The sequence below is a fragment of the Halobacillus sp. KGW1 genome (assembly GCF_001592845.1).
Classification (GTDB): domain Bacteria; phylum Bacillota; class Bacilli; order Bacillales; family Halobacillaceae; genus Halobacillus.
In genome coordinates this window covers 494,290-514,657 of the sequence record NZ_LSOC01000003.1, presented here as the reverse complement: position 1 = coordinate 514,657, position 20,368 = coordinate 494,290, and the positions used below count along the sequence as shown (strand labels likewise).

At 53.1% G+C, this 20,368-nt stretch carries 22 protein-coding genes and 1 riboswitch; of the genes, 15 read left to right on the top strand and 7 right to left on the bottom strand.

All coding sequences use genetic code 11. The annotated features are described in order from the left end of the window. The first annotated feature begins 2 nt into the window (after positions 1–2). The 3 genes from AXG56_RS19495 to AXG56_RS11595 all read left to right on the top strand — a co-directional run bounded on the left by AXG56_RS19495 (position 3) and on the right by AXG56_RS11595 (position 1,252). Positions 3–149: a hypothetical protein gene (locus tag AXG56_RS19495; RefSeq protein ID WP_161484919.1), complete on the top strand. Its 147-nt coding sequence runs from the start codon at positions 3–5 to the stop codon at positions 147–149. Between the two features lie 72 nt (positions 150–221). Beyond that, complete coding sequence (locus AXG56_RS11600; RefSeq protein WP_062514689.1) at positions 222–797, top strand: GNAT family N-acetyltransferase; 576 nt, start codon at positions 222–224, stop codon at positions 795–797. Between the two features lie 11 nt (positions 798–808). Beyond that, a complete protein-coding gene (locus AXG56_RS11595; protein ID WP_062514687.1) occupies positions 809–1,252 on the top strand; it encodes a hypothetical protein in 444 nt (147 codons plus the stop codon). A 147-nt stretch (positions 1,253–1,399) separates the two neighbouring features. Here AXG56_RS11595 and AXG56_RS11590 read toward each other — a convergent pair whose 3' ends face one another. The 4 genes from AXG56_RS11590 to AXG56_RS11575 form a co-directional block, all read right to left on the bottom strand. Beyond that, positions 1,400–3,019, bottom strand: a complete 1,620-nt coding sequence (locus AXG56_RS11590) for an L-lactate permease (RefSeq protein ID WP_062514685.1) — start codon at positions 3,017–3,019, stop codon at positions 1,400–1,402. An 18-nt stretch (positions 3,020–3,037) separates the two neighbouring features. Beyond that, complete coding sequence (locus AXG56_RS11585) at positions 3,038–4,003, bottom strand: L-lactate dehydrogenase (RefSeq protein ID WP_062514684.1); 966 nt, start codon at positions 4,001–4,003, stop codon at positions 3,038–3,040. 238 nt (positions 4,004–4,241) lie between these two features. Then, a complete protein-coding gene (locus AXG56_RS11580) occupies positions 4,242–5,180 on the bottom strand; it encodes a proline dehydrogenase family protein (RefSeq protein ID WP_062514682.1) in 939 nt (312 codons plus the stop codon). 36 nt (positions 5,181–5,216) lie between these two features. Next, on the bottom strand, positions 5,217–6,035 hold the full coding sequence (locus AXG56_RS11575; protein ID WP_062514681.1) for an AraC family transcriptional regulator: 819 nt from the start codon (positions 6,033–6,035) through the stop codon (positions 5,217–5,219). A gap of 289 nt (positions 6,036–6,324) precedes the next feature. Here AXG56_RS11575 and AXG56_RS11570 point away from each other — a divergent pair, with 289 nt between their 5' ends. From AXG56_RS11570 to AXG56_RS11560, 3 genes are all read left to right on the top strand, one after another. Beyond that, positions 6,325–8,592, top strand: a complete 2,268-nt coding sequence (locus AXG56_RS11570; RefSeq protein WP_062514678.1) for a glycoside hydrolase family 3 C-terminal domain-containing protein — start codon at positions 6,325–6,327, stop codon at positions 8,590–8,592. Between the two features lie 124 nt (positions 8,593–8,716). Further along, the gene (locus tag AXG56_RS11565; RefSeq protein ID WP_153017421.1) at positions 8,717–9,724 is read left to right on the top strand and encodes a ketoacyl-ACP synthase III; all 1,008 of its coding nucleotides are present in this window, start codon (positions 8,717–8,719) and stop codon (positions 9,722–9,724) included. A gap of 71 nt (positions 9,725–9,795) precedes the next feature. Then, on the top strand, positions 9,796–10,785 hold the full coding sequence (locus AXG56_RS11560; protein ID WP_062514674.1) for an aldo/keto reductase: 990 nt from the start codon (positions 9,796–9,798) through the stop codon (positions 10,783–10,785). Positions 10,786–10,850: 65 nt separating this feature from the next. Here AXG56_RS11560 and AXG56_RS11555 read toward each other — a convergent pair whose 3' ends face one another. Further along, complete coding sequence (locus AXG56_RS11555) at positions 10,851–11,456, bottom strand: TetR/AcrR family transcriptional regulator (RefSeq protein ID WP_062514672.1); 606 nt, start codon at positions 11,454–11,456, stop codon at positions 10,851–10,853. Positions 11,457–11,635: 179 nt separating this feature from the next. Here AXG56_RS11555 and AXG56_RS11550 point away from each other — a divergent pair, with 179 nt between their 5' ends. The 3 genes from AXG56_RS11550 (at position 11,636) to AXG56_RS11540 (ending at position 13,832) form a co-directional block, all read left to right on the top strand. Next, on the top strand, positions 11,636–13,168 hold the full coding sequence (locus tag AXG56_RS11550; RefSeq protein WP_062514670.1) for an FAD-dependent monooxygenase: 1,533 nt from the start codon (positions 11,636–11,638) through the stop codon (positions 13,166–13,168). A 157-nt stretch (positions 13,169–13,325) separates the two neighbouring features. Then, the gene (locus AXG56_RS11545; RefSeq protein ID WP_026578016.1) at positions 13,326–13,628 is read left to right on the top strand and encodes a hypothetical protein; all 303 of its coding nucleotides are present in this window, start codon (positions 13,326–13,328) and stop codon (positions 13,626–13,628) included. Next, positions 13,629–13,832 carry a helix-turn-helix transcriptional regulator gene (locus tag AXG56_RS11540; RefSeq protein ID WP_062514668.1) on the top strand — a complete coding sequence of 68 codons (204 nt, stop codon included), beginning with the start codon at positions 13,629–13,631 and terminating at the stop codon, positions 13,830–13,832. Between the two features lie 103 nt (positions 13,833–13,935). Here the strand turns inward: AXG56_RS11540 and AXG56_RS11535 are convergent, their stop codons facing one another. Beyond that, the gene (locus tag AXG56_RS11535; protein ID WP_008637788.1) at positions 13,936–14,811 is read right to left on the bottom strand and encodes a 5'-methylthioadenosine/S-adenosylhomocysteine nucleosidase; all 876 of its coding nucleotides are present in this window, start codon (positions 14,809–14,811) and stop codon (positions 13,936–13,938) included. Positions 14,812–14,951: 140 nt separating this feature from the next. Next, positions 14,952–15,055, bottom strand: a riboswitch (purine riboswitch). Between the two features lie 90 nt (positions 15,056–15,145). Next, positions 15,146–15,649 (bottom strand): hypothetical protein, encoded by a 504-nt coding sequence (locus AXG56_RS11530; RefSeq protein WP_008637787.1) that lies wholly within the window; start codon positions 15,647–15,649, stop codon positions 15,146–15,148. Between the two features lie 456 nt (positions 15,650–16,105). Here AXG56_RS11530 and AXG56_RS11525 point away from each other — a divergent pair, with 456 nt between their 5' ends. From AXG56_RS11525 to AXG56_RS11505, 6 genes are all read left to right on the top strand, one after another. Further along, positions 16,106–17,479, top strand: coding sequence for a zinc ribbon domain-containing protein (locus AXG56_RS11525; protein ID WP_062514666.1), 1,374 nt, complete (start codon positions 16,106–16,108; stop codon positions 17,477–17,479). A 53-nt stretch (positions 17,480–17,532) separates the two neighbouring features. Further along, positions 17,533–18,294 carry a zinc ribbon domain-containing protein gene (locus AXG56_RS11520; protein ID WP_062514663.1) on the top strand — a complete coding sequence of 254 codons (762 nt, stop codon included), beginning with the start codon at positions 17,533–17,535 and terminating at the stop codon, positions 18,292–18,294. Between the two features lie 158 nt (positions 18,295–18,452). After that, positions 18,453–18,626: a hypothetical protein gene (locus AXG56_RS19490; protein WP_161484918.1), complete on the top strand. Its 174-nt coding sequence runs from the start codon at positions 18,453–18,455 to the stop codon at positions 18,624–18,626. Positions 18,627–18,750: 124 nt separating this feature from the next. Then, complete coding sequence (locus tag AXG56_RS11515) at positions 18,751–19,659, top strand: DUF4367 domain-containing protein (protein WP_062514660.1); 909 nt, start codon at positions 18,751–18,753, stop codon at positions 19,657–19,659. A 33-nt stretch (positions 19,660–19,692) separates the two neighbouring features. Further along, the gene (locus AXG56_RS11510; RefSeq protein ID WP_062514657.1) at positions 19,693–19,881 is read left to right on the top strand and encodes a hypothetical protein; all 189 of its coding nucleotides are present in this window, start codon (positions 19,693–19,695) and stop codon (positions 19,879–19,881) included. Positions 19,882–20,008: 127 nt separating this feature from the next. Next, on the top strand, positions 20,009–20,263 hold the full coding sequence (locus AXG56_RS11505; protein WP_062514653.1) for a hypothetical protein: 255 nt from the start codon (positions 20,009–20,011) through the stop codon (positions 20,261–20,263). The last annotated feature ends 105 nt before the right edge of the window (positions 20,264–20,368 follow it).

The following is a 20,368-nucleotide window of genomic DNA, read 5'->3' as shown; positions in this document are numbered from 1 at the left end:
ATTTGTTCGATGATCATTTGAAAGTGACACTTGTGGATGTGCAGGAAAAGGATGATAGGAACATCCGGATCAAGTACGAGGTGGACGGGAAACAGGAAGAACAAATCGTGTCTTCCACCGTGGAAGGTTTGTCTACCGAATCGGAGTGACTCCTTTTCGCACGGAACAAAAAGAGGGATAATGGGTGCTGTAAGAAAGTTCCTGAAAAAGGAGTGGTCGCTGTGCTGTTGGAAACAGAGAAGTTCGAATGCAGGTCGGAAACGGAGCGTTTGGTCATCCGGCCGTTGGAGGAAAAGGATTACGGGAACTGGCTGGATGGGTTTGAGAGCCGGGGCGCATCGAAGCATGTCCATGACCCGGGGAGACTCGACATGCGCGAATGTACGAGGGAGTGGTTCTGCCGATTGGTAGAGAAACATCAGGAGCTGGCACGGACGGATAGGGCGTTTGTTTTCGCTGTGTTCCGAAAAGCCGACGGTGCGCATCTTGGCATGGTCGATTTCTCTACGCTTGCAAGAGACTCCTTCCAGTGGGGGCGGATCGGTTACACGATACATAATCAGTACTGGCGGAACGGCTACGGCAGGGAAGCGGTAAAGGAAGCGCTCCGGATCGCCTTCCGCCGGTTGGATTTCCACCGGATCGAAGCCCACATAAACCTGGACAATGCCGCATCTGTAAAGCTTGCCGAGAGCTGCGGCATGGAGTATGAGTGCATCCGCAAAGGGTTCCTCTTTGAAAACGATGCGTGGACGGATCACCTCGTCTACTATAAAAATGCCGAAAGTCCTGTGTAGGGGCGATCGGCATGAATTATCTATGGAAGCTTAATACCGCAAGCATCCTCGCCGCTCTCCTCGCACTGATCCCTCTTGAATTGATGCTGAACGTCTACCGGATCAGCCGGTTGACGGGATGGGGGTTGGACCGGACGATGCTGGTCCTTGGTGTGGCCATGGGTGTGACGGTGCTTGCCGGAACGGTTCTTCTCTACTGGTTCATGAGGAAGCGGATGGAGAGAAGGAAGGCAAATGTGTGGACGGCTCTCACTTGGATTCCCTATTTCGTGCTGTTCGCCTATCTGTTTTCGGTTTCGTTCCCGATTACGGACCCGGGGGAGGCGCCGAACCCTGGCATGGGCTTCTTCGTCATCGGCGGGCTGCTTGGCTATCCTTTTTACCTGTTGATCCTGAATGTGATCGTGCTGGTGACGGGGGAAGGCGTACAGAAGAAAGAGGGACTCCCAGATTAAGAGGGAATCTTGAGGTATGTGTAAGAATTATAGTTGGAGAGAGGGCGGCCCATGTCCCTCCGCCCTGTGCTGAAATTTCCCTTAGCTAATTACATAGTTTCTGAGTGAAAAGGAAGGACTCCCCGAATAACAGGGAGTCCTTCCTTTTTATAAAAGCGACAGTCCATAGGTCAGGACGCAGACGACGGCTAACAGGGCAAGGCTGTATTTCAGCGTCATTCGGAACAGGTTGGATTCCTGCCCAGTCTCTTTGACGGCAGCGGTCGCGATGGCGATCGACTGTGGAGAAATCAGCTTCGCCATGACGCCGCCAGCGGTATTCGCGGCAAGCAGGAGGCCGGGATCGGTCATGATCTGTCCGGCGGTGACGACCTGGAGGTTGCCGAACAGGGCGTTGTTGCTGACGACGGACCCGGTGATGAAGACGCCGAGCCAGCCGAGGACGGGGCTCACGAACGGGAAGAATCCGCCGGTCTCCGCTAAGGCGAGCCCGATGGAGGAGCTCAGTCCTGCGAAGTTCGAGACGTTGGCGAATCCCATGACGAAGCAGATCGTCAGCACAGGAAGCCACAGTTCACGGATCGTCCGTTTCAATGCCTGCATTCCTTCAGGGAACGTGATTGTCGTACTCGTCCAGCCGGTGACAAGGACGGCGGCCAGTATCGCCGTTCCGGTCGCAGCGAGCAGGTCGAGTTCGAAGACGGCAGCAAGGGCGCTCGTTTCCGGAACGATCGGTGGAGCTTGCAGGATTTCCTCGTGAAGAAAAGGAATCTGGAGGCTCCGCGTCGTTGCAGCAAGCGGTCCGCCTTTTTCAAACAGGCTTTGGAACGCAGGCAGGCTCCAGAGCGTGATCGCCGCGGTCAAAATGTAGAACGGGGACCATGCCCGGATGATGTCGCCGATCCGGTAGGTCGTGCCGGCATCGACGGCGGGAGCGCCTTCTTCGCGGTGGATGGTCTTCGGCTGCCATTTTCTCAAGAACAACGCAAGTCCGGCCATGCTGGCGAGAGCGGCGAGAATGTTCGCAAGCTCCGGTCCAAGGAAGAGGATCGTGAAGAGCTGGACGCCGGTATAAAGGCCGCTCACGACGAACAGGGCGGGCAGCGTTTCCTTGATGCCCTTGAATCCGCTCAAAAGGAAAACGAGCAGGAACGGGATGGCAAAGGAAATCAACGGCAATATGTAAGCGAGCATCCGGGACAGCTCCATCGTCTCGAGGTTCCCCATCTGGGCACCGACGATGACGGGAATTCCGATGGCGCCGAAGGCACCGGATGCGGCGTTGGCGACCAGACAGAGCGCGGCTGCTTTCAGCGGACGGAACCCTAGCTCGACGAGCAGGGCGGCACTGATTGCAATCGGTACGCCGAATCCGGCGGCTCCTTCGAGAAAGGCATTGAAGCTGAAGCCGATCAACAGGAGCTGGAGCCGCTGGTCTTCCGAGATGCTCGCGATGCTTGCGCGGATGATGGTGAACTTCCCGGTATCGACGGCGATTTTATACAGCCAGACGGCCATGATGACGATATAGCCGATCGGCCACAAACCCTTCGCTATCCCGGCAATGGCAGATGCGACCGCGTTGGAAACGGGCATATCGAAGAAAACGACCGACAGAATAATGCTGAGGGCAAGCGTCAGGAACGCCGCAAGCACGCCCTTCATTTTGAAAACCGTCAATGCGAGAAAGAAGAAAAGAATCGGGAGAGCGGCGACGAGCGCGCTCACCCATGTGTTTCCGAACGGATCGTACTGTTGTAACCACATGTCAGAAGCCTTCTTTCCTTATGGTCTCGTTGCCGCCTTGAAATGTTCGCCGAGGATTTCTTTCAGGACGCCGGCGCTGTGGTGAAGCTGATTCTGTTCGGTTTCGTTCAGGTTCAGTTCGACGACGTTGCGGATGCCGGCCCGGTTCACGACAGCAGGTACACCGATGTAGACGTCCTCCAGGCCGTATTCTCCGGCAAGCGGGGCGCTGACGGTAAGGATGCTGTTCTCATTGTTCAGGATCGCTTTCGTAATCCGCGCCAGTCCCATCGCGATGCCGTAGTAGGTCGCACCTTTTTTCTCGATGATCTGGTACGCCGCGTCACGGACGTTGAGGAAAATCTCCTCCAAGTCTTTTTTATGGTAACGGGGATCGCGTTCGACCCACTCCATCACAGGCACGCCGCCGATCGTCGCATGGCTCCAGACCGGAAGCTCGGTGTCGCCGTGTTCGCCGATGATGTTGGCGTGGACGTTCTGCGGGGTGACGTCGAAATATTCGCCCAAGAGATAACGGAACCGGCCGGAATCGAGGATCGTTCCGCTGCCGATCACGCGGTTCTGCGGCAGACCGCTGAACTTCCAGGTCGCATACGTAAGAATGTCGACCGGGTTCGTCGCAACGAGGAAGATGCCGTCAAAGCCGCTTGCCATTACATCATCGACGATTGATTGGAAGATAGCGAGATTCTTCTTCACCAAATCGAGCCGCGTCTCGCCGGGCTTCTGGTTCGCTCCGGCACAGATGCAGACGATATCGGCATCCTTACAATCCGCATACGTGCCGTACCACGTCTTCGTCGGATTCGGCGCGAACACTTTTCCGTGGTTCAAGTCCATCGCATCACCCATCGCCTTGTCTTCGTTCAAATCAATGATCACGAATTCCTCTGCAATCGCCTGGTTCAGCATCGCAAAAGCGTAACTGCTTCCGACGGATCCTGCTCCGATCAAAGCTACCCGGTTCACGTTTTCTCTTGTCATTATGGATTCCTCCCGTATGGTTGTGTTTATTTGTGAATCATTTCACAATTATAGTATGCAATAGTTTCGGAATGATGACAATGGGTATTTGTGAAGTTTTTCACAAGCGAGGGTGAGTTGTCATATTTTGGTCACAAATGAAGTAGAAGGCGGCATACTTTTATCAGCTGCGATTTGCCCATCAAAGGGGAAAGAAGCCGATGATTCCACGTTGAACCATCGGCAGGAGTTTTCTTATTCAGTTTCCACCATCAATAATATCCGACAAGAATGTGTAAATATTCGGCGGGTGCTCCGCTATCCGGTGAACGACATAGAGGTACCACTCCGTACCGTACGTCGTATAGACTTTCGTGCGTATCTTCTCTTCTCGGAGCGCGTTCAACAAGTCATGGCGGACACCATCCAGCATCTCGACCTCCACGTTCGGTTGATGGAGGAGCCTTTTCGATTTCAGCGCAAGGAGAAGGTTCTCATCATGCGTGGCGATCGACAGCGGATGATCGCGTTCGACGCAGGCAGCCGCAAATTCGATATACCGCTCATTCAGCGCTTCGGATCTTGGGATATGGATGTCTTCCGGCTCTTCGTACGCCCCTTTTACCAAGCGGATTCTGCCGGGGTATGGCAAAAGTTCCTGTAAATCGCCCGCGGAACGCTTCAATTGAAGCTGCAGGGTGATGCCCACATTGGAAAAGGATGCCGCAATCTTTTTGTACAGGGAGAGGATGGCGTCTGTCTTCTGCGATTCCTCCATACTGATCATGAGCTGGACATCGTTCTTGTCGGCTTCTTTCGCTAACCTTTCTAAATGAGTGAAGGCCATCTCGTCGGAAATCATCATTCCAATATGCGAAAGATCGAAGGATACGGTTGCTTGCAAGTCATGGCTTCCGAGGTCCTTGATCAGTACGCTGAATTCCTGTACAGCAGATTTACATGCCTCTTCGGAGGTCGTATTCTCCCCGATGAATTCTATCGAAGCTTCATGCCCGGCCTGAAAGGTCTGTTTGACGCGTGCGATGCCTTCGGGGCGGGTTTCTCCGGCTACGAAGCGCTGCGCCCCTTTGACAAGCAGAGGATACAGTTCTTTGGAGTTCTGGATATAGGCTTTTACATGCTGGTCTCTGGCGATGGATTTGAGACTTTTGGAAAAACGGATCGCTTCTGTGTGCATAGAGGAGTCCCTACTTTCTATATAAGTTATCTCTGGTCATTGGTCATGGAGAAAAATATCCCGATACTGGCCGGGCGTCAGTCCGATAAACTCCTTGAAGAAGTTGCTGAAATGACTTTGGTCGATAAAGCCTGTCTCCATGGCGGCATCGATGGGTTTTTCGCCCTGTTCCAGACGTTTCTTCGCTTCGCTGATTCGTACCGTCTGTAAATAACGATACGGCGTGATCCCGAGGGTGCGGGTAAACGAGCGCAGGAGCGAGTATTTATTCATGCCGGCGATCCGGGCCAGGTCCTCCAGATTCACCGGCTCTGCGTAGTGAGTCTCCAAGTAGCTGCAGACCTGTTGGATCTCCTGCTTCGTCGCTTTATTGTCCGTATGCTCCCGGGTGGTCGTATAATCTTCGATCAGCTGCTGAAGGAGGAAATAAAACGTTTCTTCTTTTTCAAAATCCGCGATTTCATCCATGATCATCTGATGAAGGGTATGAAGCAGCTTGGCATGGCGGCTGCCATAAGATACAGGCGACGTGAAGGAAGGGAGGTAGTCCCTGCCTGTTATCTCTTCTGCCACCTTGCGCATGACGTCAGGCTCGATGTTCAGACAACGGTAATCGAGCGTTTCGTTGTCTACCGACTCACAGGCGTGATTATCCAGCGGATTGAAAAAGATCAGGTCGCCCGTACCGATGACATACTCTTTGTTCTTACAGGACAATCGCCTCTGCCCGCTTTCGATGAACCCGATCACGTAATAGTCGTGGAAGTGATTCGGGAATTTCTGCATGATTCCTTCGAAGCGGTATGCTTCTATCTGAAGGTCCGCATCATAGTGGACCGTTCGCTCTTCTTTCATGACACCCACCGTCCTTGCTTGTTCTGTTGGTCAGTTTATCACACCCAACCTCCAGGCTCTTGCAATATATTGACTGGAAAAACATACTAATATAAAAATGTATGCAGTCGAGACAATCAGAAAACGAAGGCTCACTATCCAACTTCTATACAGCTCCCAGCCTGTTCTGAATCTTTTCTTGAGCACGAGCACATTACCTGAGTCGTTTGTTTAGATTATTTACTAAATATTGGGTAGAATCATCCTACAGAACAAGTACGTCAACCAATGGTTTTAGGAGGAGTTACCTATGGATGCACCAATCGATGAACTCATAAAAAAGATGACCCTCGAAGAAAAGGCGGGCTTCTTGAGCGGCCTTGACTTCTGGAATTTAAAAGGACTTGAACGACTCAATATCCCGTCCGTGATGGTGACGGACGGTCCGCACGGTCTCCGGAAACAGGCGCAGGGAGCGGACCATCTGGGCCTGAACGCCAGCGTGCCGGCCACCTGTTTCCCGTCGGCAGCAGGACTTGCTAGTACGTGGGACCAGGATTTGATACGCCGCGTCGGCGAAGCGCTCGGGGAAGAGGCGAAGACGGAGGAGGTCGCCGTGCTGCTCGGGCCGGGGACGAATATCAAGCGGTCTCCGTTGTGCGGGCGAAATTTCGAATACTTTTCGGAAGACCCTTATTTGTCGTCGATGATGGCAGCGAGTCATATCGAAGGGGTGCAGAGCAAAGGAATCGGTACCTCCCTGAAGCACTTCGCTGCGAACAACCAGGAGCACCGGCGGATGTCGGTGGATGCGAGAGTCGATGAGCGGACGCTCCGTGAAATCTATCTGGCGAGCTTCGAGCATGCCGTGAAACAGGCGGCGCCTTGGACGGTGATGTGCTCTTATAACCAAGTAAACGGGGAGTACGCATCGGAAAGCTACCGGCTGCTGACAGAAATTCTCCGCAACGAGTGGGGCTGGGACGGCGTCGTCGTCTCCGACTGGGGCGCTGTCAACGAGCGCGTCGACGGACTTAATGCCGGTATGGATCTCGAGATGCCGGGGACGAACGGCATTCATGACAGGGAGATTGTCGAAGCGGTCAAGAAGGGCGATTTGACGGAAGCGACGATCGACACCGCGGTCGGCCGGGTCCTCGGGTTGATCCAGAAGGCGGTGAAGAATCAGCAGCAAACCTCTTATGATAAAGAAGCCCACCACCGGCTTGCCCGTGAAGCAGCAGCGGAAGGGATGGTCCTTTTGAAAAATGAAGGACGTATCCTTCCTCTAGATAAAAAAGCCTCGGTCGCGCTGATCGGCTCGTTCGTGAAGCAGCCGCGCATCCAGGGCGGTGGCAGCTCGCACATTAACCCGACGAGAGTCGATGATGTGGTGGAAGAAGTGAAGAAGACGACCGGCACCGACAGGGTCACCTATGCGGAAGGCTATCCGCTTGAGAACGATGCCATCGATGAAGCACGTATTGAAGAAGCGTGCACGACGGCAGCGGCCGCCGATGTCGCTGTCCTTTTCGCCGGGCTGCCGGACCGGTATGAATCGGAAGGGTATGACCGGAAGCACCTCGAGCTGCCGGAAAATCACCGTGCGTTGATCGAGCGGGTGGCGGCAGTGCAGCCGAACGTCATCGTCGTGCTCAGCAACGGGGCACCGGTGGAAATGCCGTGGCTTGACGAAGTTCCGGCGGTCCTTGAGGGCTATCTCGGCGGGCAGGCGTTCGGCGGCGCGGTCGCCGATCTGTTGTTCGGAGACAAGACTCCGAGTGGAAAGCTTGCCGAGACGTTCCCGGTCCGACTCGTCGATAATCCTTCTTATTTGAACTTCCCGGGGGAAGGGGATGTCGTCGAATATAAAGAAGGCCTCTTCGTCGGTTACCGGCACTATGATGCGAAACAAATCGAGCCGCTGTTTCCATTTGGTCATGGTCTCAGCTACAGCACGTTCGAATACAGCAGCCTCATGATCGATTCCCACGACATCGACGATACGGAAGAAGTGGAAGTGAGCGTCGATGTGATGAACACGGGATCAGTCGAAGCGAAAGAGACGGTCCAGCTGTACGTCCGCGATACAGAAAGCAGTGTGATCCGTCCGGAGAAAGAGCTGAAAGGCTTCGCCAAAGTAAGCCTCGAGCCGCAGGAAGTGAAGACGATCTCCTTCACCCTCGACCGGCGCTCGTTCGCTTACTACAACGTCGAGCTCGGCGACTGGCAGGTGGAGACGGGGGACTTCGATATCTTGATCGGCAAGTCGTCGAAGGACATCGTGCTCAAGGATACGATCCACGTCCGATCGACGACCGTGATTCCGATGGCGATCCACCGCAACACGCTCGTCGGTGATCTTTTGAAGAACCCGAAGACGGCCTCCGTCATGCAGGAATTCCTTGCTGAAAACAACCTGTTCGGCGGGATGGAAACAGAAGAAGGCGAGATGGATGCCATGATGGACGCGATGATGGCAAACCTGCCGCTGCGCGCACTGGTCAATTTCAGCATGGGCGCCTTTACAGAGAAACATCTGCAAGAGCTGATCGGCAGCCTTTCCCGGCGTATATAAGAAACGAGACCTGGACGAATGGCGTCCAGGTTCTTTTTTTTCTGCCAAGCGGACTATTTGCTTTATAATGGAAAAGTGGTACCATTAGTACCAGGTACTAAAAACTATGTGTGAGGTGGATGTAATGGGAAAGGCAAGAGTGACGGCGATTGGGACGTATGTGCCGGAGAAGAGGCTGACGAACCCAGATTTGGAGCAGATGGTCGATACGAGTGACGAGTGGATCGTCAAGAGGACCGGAATCAAGGAACGCCGGATCGGCCGTCAGGATGAGCAGACGAGTGATTTGTGCATCGCTGCGGTCGAGGATCTGATGCACCGGTATGACAAACAGGTGGAAGATGTGGATATGATTCTCGTCGCGACAAGTACGCCTGATTTTCCGTTTCCATCCGTCGCAAGCATCATTCAAAATAAATTAGGAATCAAAGCGTCTGGAGCGATGGACTTGAGCGCGGCATGTGCCGGATTCGTGTCCGCCCTGCATACGGCGCACGGCTTCGTCGCCTCCGGGCTTCATAAGAAAGTGTTGGTCATCGGAGCGGACAGCCTGTCGAAGATCACGGACTATACTGACCGCAATACGTGTGTACTGTTCGGTGACGGCGCAGGCGCTGTGCTGGTGGAAGCGGATGCGGCATCCGACAGCTTCCTCGGCGCGTATGTGGGCAGTGACGGAAGTGCGGCCCAGCACGTCTATCGTCTCGGGTTATCATCGAATGTGAACGACATCGAGCTTCAGGATACGCCGTATCTTGTTCAGAACGGCCGGGAAGTGTTCCGCTGGGTCGTCCGCAACATTCCGAAGACGATCACGACGCTGTTGGAGCGTGCGGAAATGCAGATGAAACAGGTCGACTGGTTCGTGCCGCACAGTGCGAATTTGCGTTTGATCGAGCCGATCAGCGAGAAGCTGGACTACTCGATGGATCAGACGCTGTACAGCCTGGAGAACTTCGGAAACACGTCGGCGGCATCCATTCCTTTGGCGTTCGATCTCGGTATTCGGGAAGGCAGAGTCCAGAACGGGGACCGCGTGCTTCTATACGGTTTCGGATCCGGCCTTGTCCATGCGGGCCAGCTTTTAGAGTGGAATCCGGACGAGCAGGTCAACGAACCGAAGCCGCTGTAAGTGTTCGTGTTTCCCTTTTCCTCATTCCGGATATATACCTTTAAGCAATGCAAAAAGGAGGATCTGGAAAGATGAAAACATTCGAACATGCGTTAAAGCATAAAGTCGGACTCGGAACGGCTCCGCTCGGGAACATGTTCCGCGAAGTGTCCGAGGAAGAAGCGAGAGAAACGATCCAAACCGCCTGGGATGAGGGTGTCCGTTATTTCGATACGGCACCGTTTTACGGCGCAGGCCTTGCGGAGATGCGTCTCGGCGAGGTGCTGTCCAAGTATGACCGCGACGATTATTTGATCAGTACGAAGGTCGGCCGGTACGTGCTGGAGGAAGAAGAAGAGGACAAGGAAGGCTTGTTCCAGTACGCCCGTAACAATAAAGTCGTGACCGATTACTCGGCTGATGCGACACGGCGCTCGATCGAACAGAGCCTCGATCGTCTGAAGACCGACCGCCTCGACTTCGTGTTCGTCCATGACGTCTCTCCGGATTTCCACGGCGACGACTGGATTGCGAAGTTCGAAGAGGCGCGGACCGGTGCGTTCCGTGTCTTGTCTGAGCTCCAGGAACAGGGCGTCATCCGCTCGTGGGGTCTCGGCGTGAACACGACCGAACCGATCGAGATTGCGATGGAGCTGAAGGAAAACAAGCCGGACTTATGTCTGTCTGCGACCCAGTACACGCTGCTGCAGCACGACCGCGCCCTCGAGCGCATGATGAAGACCGCGGAGGAAAACGGCGTCGGCATCGTCGTCGGTGGACCGTACAACTCCGGTGTGCTGCTCGGCGGCGATCACTTCAACTACGAGAAGGCGGGAGCCGACATCATCGGCCGCGTTAATCAGCTGAAGGAGATCGGCGACAAGCACGGCGTCCCGCTGAAAGCAGCTGCGCTCCAGTTCTCAACGGCGCACCCTGCTGTGAAGTCCGTCATTCCGGGCTCGACGCGTCCGGACCGGATCAAAGAGGATATCGCCATGATCCAGAAGGAGATCCCTCAAGCGTTCTGGGAAGAGCTCGTGGAGAAAGGCTTCGTTTCAGAAAAAGCACCGTTACCGAAATAAACAAAAAAGCCTGCCGAAGAATGTCCTTCGGCAGGCTTTTTTTGTATGGGGAGCCCGGCTCTCTGTTACTTCCTTCCCTTGGCAAGTCCGGCTGCTTGGAATGGGCCGAGCAGCGACAGCCGGGCGATGTAGACCGAGATCTCCTCCGGTGATTCCTTCGTTCCCGTTTCCAGCCACTCCTGGATCACCCCGAGGTGGGCGGATACGAGATAGGAGAGCAGGTAATCGTACGGTACCAGACGATCTTCCTCCTTCGCGGTCTGCAGCACCTCCCTGCCGACGTTCGTCTTCAAGTAGTCTTTGAACGCGAGCTGGAAGGAAACGTCGCCGTTCGGACCGAGGACCGCATGCATGAACGCTGCATTTTCCTTTATATAATCCAAGAGGGATACGATGAAGGGGAGTGGTTTATTCGTTGCGAGGAAATGCTTCATCTCCTGGACGTCCACTTTCTCCGCCACCGCTTCGATCTCCTCGAACACCTCTTTCTCACACTGCTCCAGGAGATCGAACTTATCCTGATAATGCAGGTAGAAGGTACCCCGGTTGATCGCCGCTCTCGTCGTAATGTCCCGTACGGAGACGGCATGGAACCCTTTTTCCCCGATAAGCTCAGCAAGTGCTTCCCGGATCAGCTTCTTCGTCCGGATGACGCGTCGGTCATGGGTCATTATCTTTGTCCCCCTTTTTTTCATATAATCGACACTACATTGGAAAACTGTTGATTATACGGCAGTTGTGCCTCGGATTGTTCATTGTAATCTACTTCCAGCTTATTATAATGGAGATAGAAGCTGTTTATCAACACAGTGTTCATTAATTCGCTTATCAAAAAGAGGAGGATGTCACGATGAAAGCTCAGGTACTAATTGTAGGTGCGGGTCCGACGGGCCTCGCGCTCGCTCATAGTCTCGTAAAGCTCGGAGTGCCCTTCCGGATCATTGATCAAAACAAAGGACCGGGGGAGGCTTCGCGGGCGCTCGTCATCCACGCCCGGGTCCTTGAACATTACGCGCAGCTCGGTCTTGCCGAGCAGATCGTCGAGCAGGGGCTCCCGATGTCATCCCTTCGATTCTGGGAAGGGAAAGAAGAGAAGGCAAAGCTGGAATTCCCGGATTTAGGAAAGGGAGTGAGCCCGTTCCCTTACGTTCTCAACCTTCCTCAGGATGAGCATGAAGAAATTCTGGTGAAGGAACTGCAGCGAGCCGGAGTGGAAGTGGAATGGGAGACATCGTTATCGGCCTTCACGGATCACGGGGACCGGATCGACGCCCGCCTTGAGAAAAAGGGGGAAGAGGAGAGGACGTCTGTTTCCTACCTGGTCGGATGTGACGGCGCTCACAGCACCGTCCGGAAGGGGCTCGGGTTGGGCTTTCCCGGCGGCACGTATGAACAGCTCTTCTTCGTTGCGGATGTGGAAGCGGATATCGATGTCGTCCCCGGCAGTATGAATATCTTCGTGGAAGACAATAAGCTGCTTCTGTTCATGCCTGTCCGGGAGGAAGGGGCGTACCGTGTAATCGGAATGGCGCCGCCCGAGTTGACCGGTGTGGAAGACCTTTCTTATGCCGATGTGAGCGGTTATGTGGAAGAGAAAGTCGGCATCACAGCGACTAACGTCAACTGGTTCTCCACCTACCGCGTCCACCACCGGGTCAGTGAGCAATTCCGGAAAGGGCGTGCCTTCATCGCCGGTGACGCCGGGCATATCCACAGCCCGGCAGGAGGCCAGGGGATGAATACAGGAATCGGCGATGCCGTCAATTTATCGTGGAAGCTTGCTGCTGTCCTGAAAGGCGAAGGAGACGACGCACTTCTCGATACGTACGAAACGGAGCGGATAGCCTTTGCGAGAAGACTGATCGCCTCAACGGATAAGGTGTTCCAGAACGTCGTCGGGGACAACAGGCGCGGCAGCTTCTTGCGGAACGTGTTCTTTCCGCATATGCTTCCCCTTCTGTTCGGCTTCTCCGGCATAAAGAAAAAAGCGTTCCGCATCGTTTCCCAGACAGAGATCAACTATAAACAAAGCAGCATCAGTCAAGGCACAGCCGGAAAGATCGAGGCAGGGGACAGGCTTCCCTGGATAGAGACAGCTGCCGGGGACAATTTCGCCCCGCTCGCATCCTTCGACTGGCAGATCCACATCTACGGCGAGGCGGAGCCGGCACTCTCCGCCTTTGCAGAGAAGCATGCCCTGCCGATTCATGCCTTCCCTTGGCAGGCGGGGATGGAGAAGAAGGGATGGAAGCAGGATGCGCTCTATCTGATCCGGCCGGACGGGTATGTCGCCCTCGCCCTTCCAGAACAGGAAGTCGCCGCTGTGGATTCCTATTTCAAGAAGCACAACATTTTTTCCGATAAACGAAACAGAACCACATAAAACAAGGTCCGTTTCTTGATGGCCTCTCAACTTATTAGCTCTTTTTTTAGATGAATCATAGCAGTAAATGTAAAAAGAATTTGACATTCTTACATTTACTGCTATGATAAGAAATGTAAAAAGAATTTTACATTTTAATGAGAGAGGGAGCTGGGAAATGGATTATGTTAAAATCGTGTATTCCGTCCTATTGTTAATCAGCGGAATTTTGATTTTCGTTGCACCAATGTTTCAAAGAGGTGATGAAAGAAGGAAGTTTATCCACACGAAAGCTCAATCCTATGCGTTCATCGTAGTTATAGGTGTGCTTATTTTAGAAGTGGCCCAGTCCCTTTACCTGACTATCGATGGGAATGCTTCTTATAATGGTAATGGGATTTCCCCCATAATGTTTCTAACCGTCATTTCCGTTATTTATTTAGTGACATTACTAATTTACAGAAAAAAATATGGTGATTAAATGCAAAATCACATTAGAGAATTAAGAAAATCGGTTAAGTTATCCCAGGAAGAACTGGCTAAACTCTGTAAAGTATCCAGACAAACGATCAATGCCATCGAAAATGATAAATACGACCCCACCTTGCAATTAGCGTTTGACATAGCCTCTGTATTGAACACCACAGTAGATAAGCTTTTCATCAGCAGTTCGAGCAGAAAGTGATAAATTTGACCTCCCATCGAGGTCTTTTTTTATGCACTCGTAGACAATTGAATTTCCTCGATCAGACGGAAAAAAAGTCCGGGATATGCTCCCGGACTTTTTCTTATTCCTGTTCCTTGATATATTCCTGAACGACCTCATACACATACTCCTGGTTCGATGCTGCCGTGTCCGGGTTGTACGCTCCGCCGTTCGTCTTATTGTTGGAAAGGATGCGGATGCCGAGGAACGGTACGTCATAGGCGCCGGCGATCTGTGCCGCTGCCGCCCCTTCCATCTCCTCGACAGAAGAGCCGAAGTTCTCGTGGAACCACTGGATGCGGTCGACTTCATTGTTCCAGACGTCGGCTGATCCGATCGTTCCTTCGACGACTTTGCCGTCTTCATACGTATCCTTCACGGCGTTCGCCGCTTTCAGAAGACCCTCGTCCCCTTCGAAATAGCGGACTTTCTCCGCGTCTTCATCCTCGCCCGCGCTTCCTTCGGAGGCAAGCAGGTCCATCGGAATCCACTCGGTCGGCTCGATGCCTTCTTCGTCTTCCAAATGGCCCGTTTTCAGAGAACCGAGGTTGACCGTTCGTTTCCCGAGGACGATATCAAAGACGTTCAACTCCGGATCGTGCCCGCCGGATGTCCCCTGGTTGATGATCGCGGCTGGATCGAACTTTTCAATGGCGATCGCCGTCGCTGCTGCGGTGTTTTCCATTCCTTTGCCTGTCTTCATGACGATGACGGGATAATCATCGACCGTTCCTTTATAAAATACGAAGCTGCCGGATGTTTCCTCTTCGACGTCCTTCAGACGAGCGGCGAATTCCTCCGCCTCGATCGGCATCGGTCCCTGGATGAGAATCGGCTGCTGCGGATCGGCTTCCTCCGCCTCTGCTTTCGTCGTGTCGGTTTGGGTGTTACAGCCGGCAAGCATGGATAATACGATAAGTAAAAGTGCGATTGTTCGGATTGTGGCTGTCTTCTTCATCTGTCTCTCTCCTTCGATGTTTGGTTTTCCATAAGGGCCGCGGCATAAAAAAAAGCGCCCGGGACCAGCAGATCAGCTGCTGTCTCAGACGCCAAGTCAAAAATGTACAATTGGATGGAAAAGCCGTTCCAATCAGGAAACCCGTGACATTCTCAACTCGTAGTCCGGTTCTTTCGATGGGAACCGGGTAGAGACGCTCAGACCATATCACTGAGAATATACGAGTACCTTATGGAATTGATTACGGTGTTCACTATACCAGATAGCTTTCCGTTCCACAACCGTAAAAAGCGAACATTTTCATTTATTAAAAAAATAAAGTTCGCTTTTCAGGTCAATATTTGCCGTATTCTGTCGCCGTCAGCGTCGTCGATCCGAAAATGGCGAGTGAAGGGTCCTGGTCGAGCTTACGGATCGTCAAATAATACGTGACGTTTCGCTCCCGGGGCTGCAGCGTATCGACATACAGGAGCGGGACCGGCTGGGCGAACCCTTCCCGGCCGCCGGCGATTTCGACCGCGTTGCTGTAGACGATGCTTGCGGGATCGAAATAGTTTTTGTAAAGGCTGACGACGATGCCGCACGCTTCTTCTGATGTATTGGTGACGGGGATGAGCCCGTTCAAGGAAACGGGGTTCCCGGTCGTCCCGGCATGGAGCGACACTTTCGAGATCGCCCGGTCTTCTTCGAACAGGATCGGCAGGCCGGAGAACGCCTGATTGTCGAAGTTGAACTGGACGAACCGTTTATGATGGACACTGTTCTTCTGGTTGAAGACAGGGTTGAAGTTCGGCAGGTAACTGCTCGAGACGGTTTTCTTATGGGAATGGTCTTTCATGGCTGTAGGCAGCTCCTTTCTTCATGGATTCCAAGAGTCCGCGAGAAGCCTCTTTATGCATGATATGTAAAAAGGCGGAATGTGGAATATGCGTGATGGAAAACGTGGGTGTTGGGTTGGAGAGGTCGGGCTCCGGGGAATGGGACGCTTTCCGCGGGGCGGCCGGTGAGCCTCCTCATCGCGTCGCTCTTCCAGGGTCTCACCTGTTCCGCTAATCCCGCCGGAGTCTGCCCATTCCCCTCCGCCCTATGCGGTAATTATATCCCCTCTGTTTTATGCTCCATCAACCGGCTGCAGCGGATGGAGAGAGAAATAAACATACCGAAAGGAGGACATGCTTCCCGTCTTCCCTACAGAGGCGCGTGTCATAACCCTGTTTCCTTGTGAATATAGTCCTTGAATAAGGGGAGAGCTTGGATACATAACGGCCGATCAGCAGAGGAGGGGGGCACATCGATGGCAACATGCACGCATTGCGGAAAGGCGCTCAAGGACGGGGAGAACTTTTGTACAGGATGTGGGAATAAGCGGGCCACGCGCGTTTCCGGGAAACGGAAGACGGCACCGCTTTCGAAGAAGCAGAAGCTGACGTTCCTGATCGGAGGAGCAGCGATCGTGCTGCTTGTCGCCGGGCATTTCATCGTGACACAGATGCTTGACCCGGTCACGAAGATCAAGGCGATGGACCGGGCGGTGACGGAGGAGGATGCGGAAGGTTTTCTTGATGAGCTTGAGGTGAAGAAGGACGCCTGGCTGAAGGAAGAGGAGTACCTGCGCTACATCAAGACGAGCGATTGGGAGACGATTCGTGAGCGGCTGACCGGAGCTGTCCACGCGGAGCAGGAATTCGATCGGATCGTGCGCGATGATTACGGCAATCCGTTTTTTATCGTGAAGAAGAAACCGTTCCTTTTCTATGACAGGTTCGAGTTCGAAGCGGTGCCGACGACGGTTCATGTGACGACAGAGCTCTCCGATACGTCCTTTGAGGTCGAGAACGAGACGTACGATTTCAAAGATCCGGTCGAGAGGGAGACGCTCGCGTCCGCCTATCCGGGGACGTATGAGATAAAAGGAAAAGCGGACGGTGATTACGGGGGTTGGAAGGAGACGTGGGTGCTCGATATTTTTTCCGGGGAGAACGGCTACGATTTCTATGCGGACTTCCTCTATTCCAACTACGGCATCGATACGAACAAGCCGGAAGCCGTCCTTTTCGTGAACGGAAAGAGTACGAAGAAGACGCTCGCCGAAGTCGGGGAGATCGGGCCGGTTCCTGAGGATGCGAAGCTTGAGCTGCACGCCGAATGGAAGAACGCAGACGGCAGGGTAGAGAAGTCCGAGGTCGTCCGTCCGGGAGACGTCTCGTTCGGTGCGCTCCCGTTCCTGTTCGGCATGGAGGAGGAAGATGCCTTCCTTGAGGAGGAACAAGCGCCGGTGGAAGCCGCGGCTCCCGGGGGCGGGGAAGAACAGGCGGCTGAATTCGTGGAAGCATTCCGGACGGCGTATGAAGAAGCGTTGAACACACGCGACTACAGCAGGATTGAACCTTTTTTGAAAGAGGGAAGCGTTGCAGCCTCTGATTTGAAAAGCTTCATGGCCGGGCTTGAAGAGGACGGCTCATCCTATGAGTTCCTCACGAATGAAGTGTCGGCGATCGATGCCCGGGATGAGAACACCTTTTTCCTGACGACAAGGGAGACGTTCGTCTTCCACGGAGCGGACGGTGCAAGCGTCGACTATGACCGGAAGAAGGAGTACCGGATCGTTCTTGTCGACGGCACGTTCGCGATCGAGGAAATCACCATCCGGGACACCGATAGAAACTGATTCTTTTCATGCGGCACCAGAGAACAACCAAATAGATGGAAAGGGATGATTCTATGTACTGTCAACAATGCGGCACGACAATCGAGGCCGATGCGAATTTCTGTGGAGGCTGCGGTCTGCCCGCTTCCAGCGTGGAAGGGGAGGCGGTCGTGCGCAGAGCCGCGCTTCCGGTTCCAGTCGGCGGTCCCTATACGAACCGGGCGGCCCGGACAGGGAGCTCGTTCGTCACCTTCGCCCGCGATGCGCTGAAAGGCCCGTGGCAGGCGAGCAGGGCGACAGGGGAAAACCAGCTCCTTGAAGGCGTCCTCACGCTCGTTGCGATCGCCCTTCTGATGCCTTTGTATTCCTACTTCGTCGCACGGGAAGCGGCCGGTGGGTTCGGAGGATTCGTCGAGGTCCCGTTCGGCGCCACCGTCCTGGAGCCGTTCCTCTACATGCTCTTGTTCCTCGCCGTCTACGCCGGTATCAATGTCGGCGTCGCCAAAATGATGCATAACGACGTCAGCTTCAAGAACGTCCTGGCCCGCTACGGTGCACTCGCCATCATCCCGGGCTGCGGTCTCGTTCTTGCCAACTTCCTGCAGCTGATCTCGCTGAACTTCGTCGGCGCTCTCGTCTATCTCGTCACACTCGTCGCGTTCCTGCTCGCAAGCGTCACTCTTGTTTTCTCCATCGATGCGGACAGGGAAACCGAAGGCGGCCTCGACAGTTTCTACGGACTGCTGATCACGAGCGTCGTCATGATGCTGTTCTTCTTCCTCGTCGGCATGAGCCTCGTCGACCGGATGGTGAACCAGATGCCGTTTTTGTGGTAAAAGCGCTACAGAAAAACCCAGGATATAAAAAGTCCAGGTGCAGAAATGGGAATTACTGCACCTGGACTTTTGCTGCTGACTGGATTTCCTCCTCCTGTTGAGTCAATGCCTGATTTTATGAGACCATTTCACTGGAACCGGCTTGGAGGTGACAGGAAATGGGCAATGGACGGAGACTTACTCTATCCATCCTCTTATCGATCGTATTAACGACTATTTTAGTAAATGCAGTAGAAAACACTACGATTCTATCCGCGGGAACAGCTGTCATTATCTTCTTCTCCCTGTGGGTATTCAACAGGAAAAGATGGAAGGGAAACAGCAGGAAATAAGAACGAAAACGCGCCATACCTTAAGTGGGGATTGGTGCGTTTCTTCCTTTATTACCATTTTTATGAAACTGATGGCCGTAGGTATTCGTACATATAAGAAGACACACAAACGGAGGTTTTTTCGATGTGGAAAAAAATGACCACCCTTGCTGTGGTACTGCTGCTGGCTGTCGGCTGTGCATCCGATCCGTCTGCAGGAGAAGATACAGAAGAGAAGCCGACGACGAAAGAAAAGGTGACAGAGATGCTGGAGAAAATGTTCTCCGGACCGGATGAAGCATTAACGAAGCTTTTTGATCAGAGTGATCACGAAGGCCTCGTGAACTATTACGAGGAGCAGTTTGGCGGATACATGACCGATGAGCGGATGGAAGATGCGATGAATACCAACTTGTTTACAAGCTTTCACCAAAAAGCTTATAGCAATGATGTAAAGATGGATATAAAGAAACTGGACGTGGAAGAGAGTGGGGATGCGGAAGGTGCGTATGATTTTGATATCCAGATCAACATCAGTAATGGGGAGACGGCAGGTATTAAGGGAAGAGTGAATACGGACGAAGAGGGGAATGTCACCCGGGTGCATTTCAGCGACGGCCAACCCCTGCTCCATGCCTTCGATAAACCGGAAGAAATAGAAGAAGGCCTTTACCAATACGATTCATCTATGGCGGAGGCCGTCGCAGGTGACGAAGCTTACCAGCCGATGTATCCGACGATCATGCCTTATGAAGTGGACGGCGTACAAGTCGATTCGGAGAGCAAACAGCAGGAAGAGAACCTGACCTTCACCTTTTATGGTGAAAAGGGAGAAAAGCTGGAACTGACAACCGTCAAGGACGGCGAAATTGCTTATGAAGAAACAGAGACGGAAGAAGCGATGGTCGGTGATCAGACGGCGCGTTATGCAGGTAAGGAAGGCGGAGAGCAGCGGCTGATCTGGACGAATGGATCGATTACGTATGAGTGGAAAGGCAAGGTTGAGGGGATGTCGAAGGAAGACATGATTAAGATGGCAGAGTCTTTCGAGTAATGAAGGAGCATCATCAGTAAAGGAGTCTTTTTAATGCGTGCAAAACTTGTTAAGTCTTCCATAGCTGCCGGCTTTCTTACCTTTGTGCTCTGCCTCGTCATTTTCTTCGCAGCAGACTCTCCCTCTCCCTATATAGGTGCCCTCGTTACAGGCTTTCTCATTTTTGAAATAGTCTTCTATCATTTCTTTGGCAGAGACAGGGAGAAGCAACGGTTGAGGTAAGGACAACTATATGTTTTTGGGGCTGGTATTTTATACGCTGGAGTGCATCGTCAATCAGTGTCGTACTTACCTGCTATTTATCCATGAAAAGTAAAAAAGTAACGCAGATCTTTGAAGGTTGAATGTGATGGAAAAAAAAGAAACAGGGAGGGGATCCGCCATCGAAAAAGAGAAGAATGGTCAAGCAATCTTATTAACGATCGGTTGGTTATCGGCTGTATTAGCTCTTGGTTTCTTACCGGTATTTCTCGGCCCCGTGGCGATCAGTATGGGGGTTGTCTTAAGAAGGGATTATGATGTCGGTAAACAAGGGAATGTCTTAATAGGAGCAGGAATTATTGGGATTAGTGCAGGCATGGTCATAGGCTTCTTAACCGCCTGATGAATGGTGGTAAAATCCTATCCCGAGCTTAATCTTCGCTTGATATGGGAATTAAATCCAATGGAGAGGGTATATGCCAAAGAAGATCCTTTGTCTACATCAGTC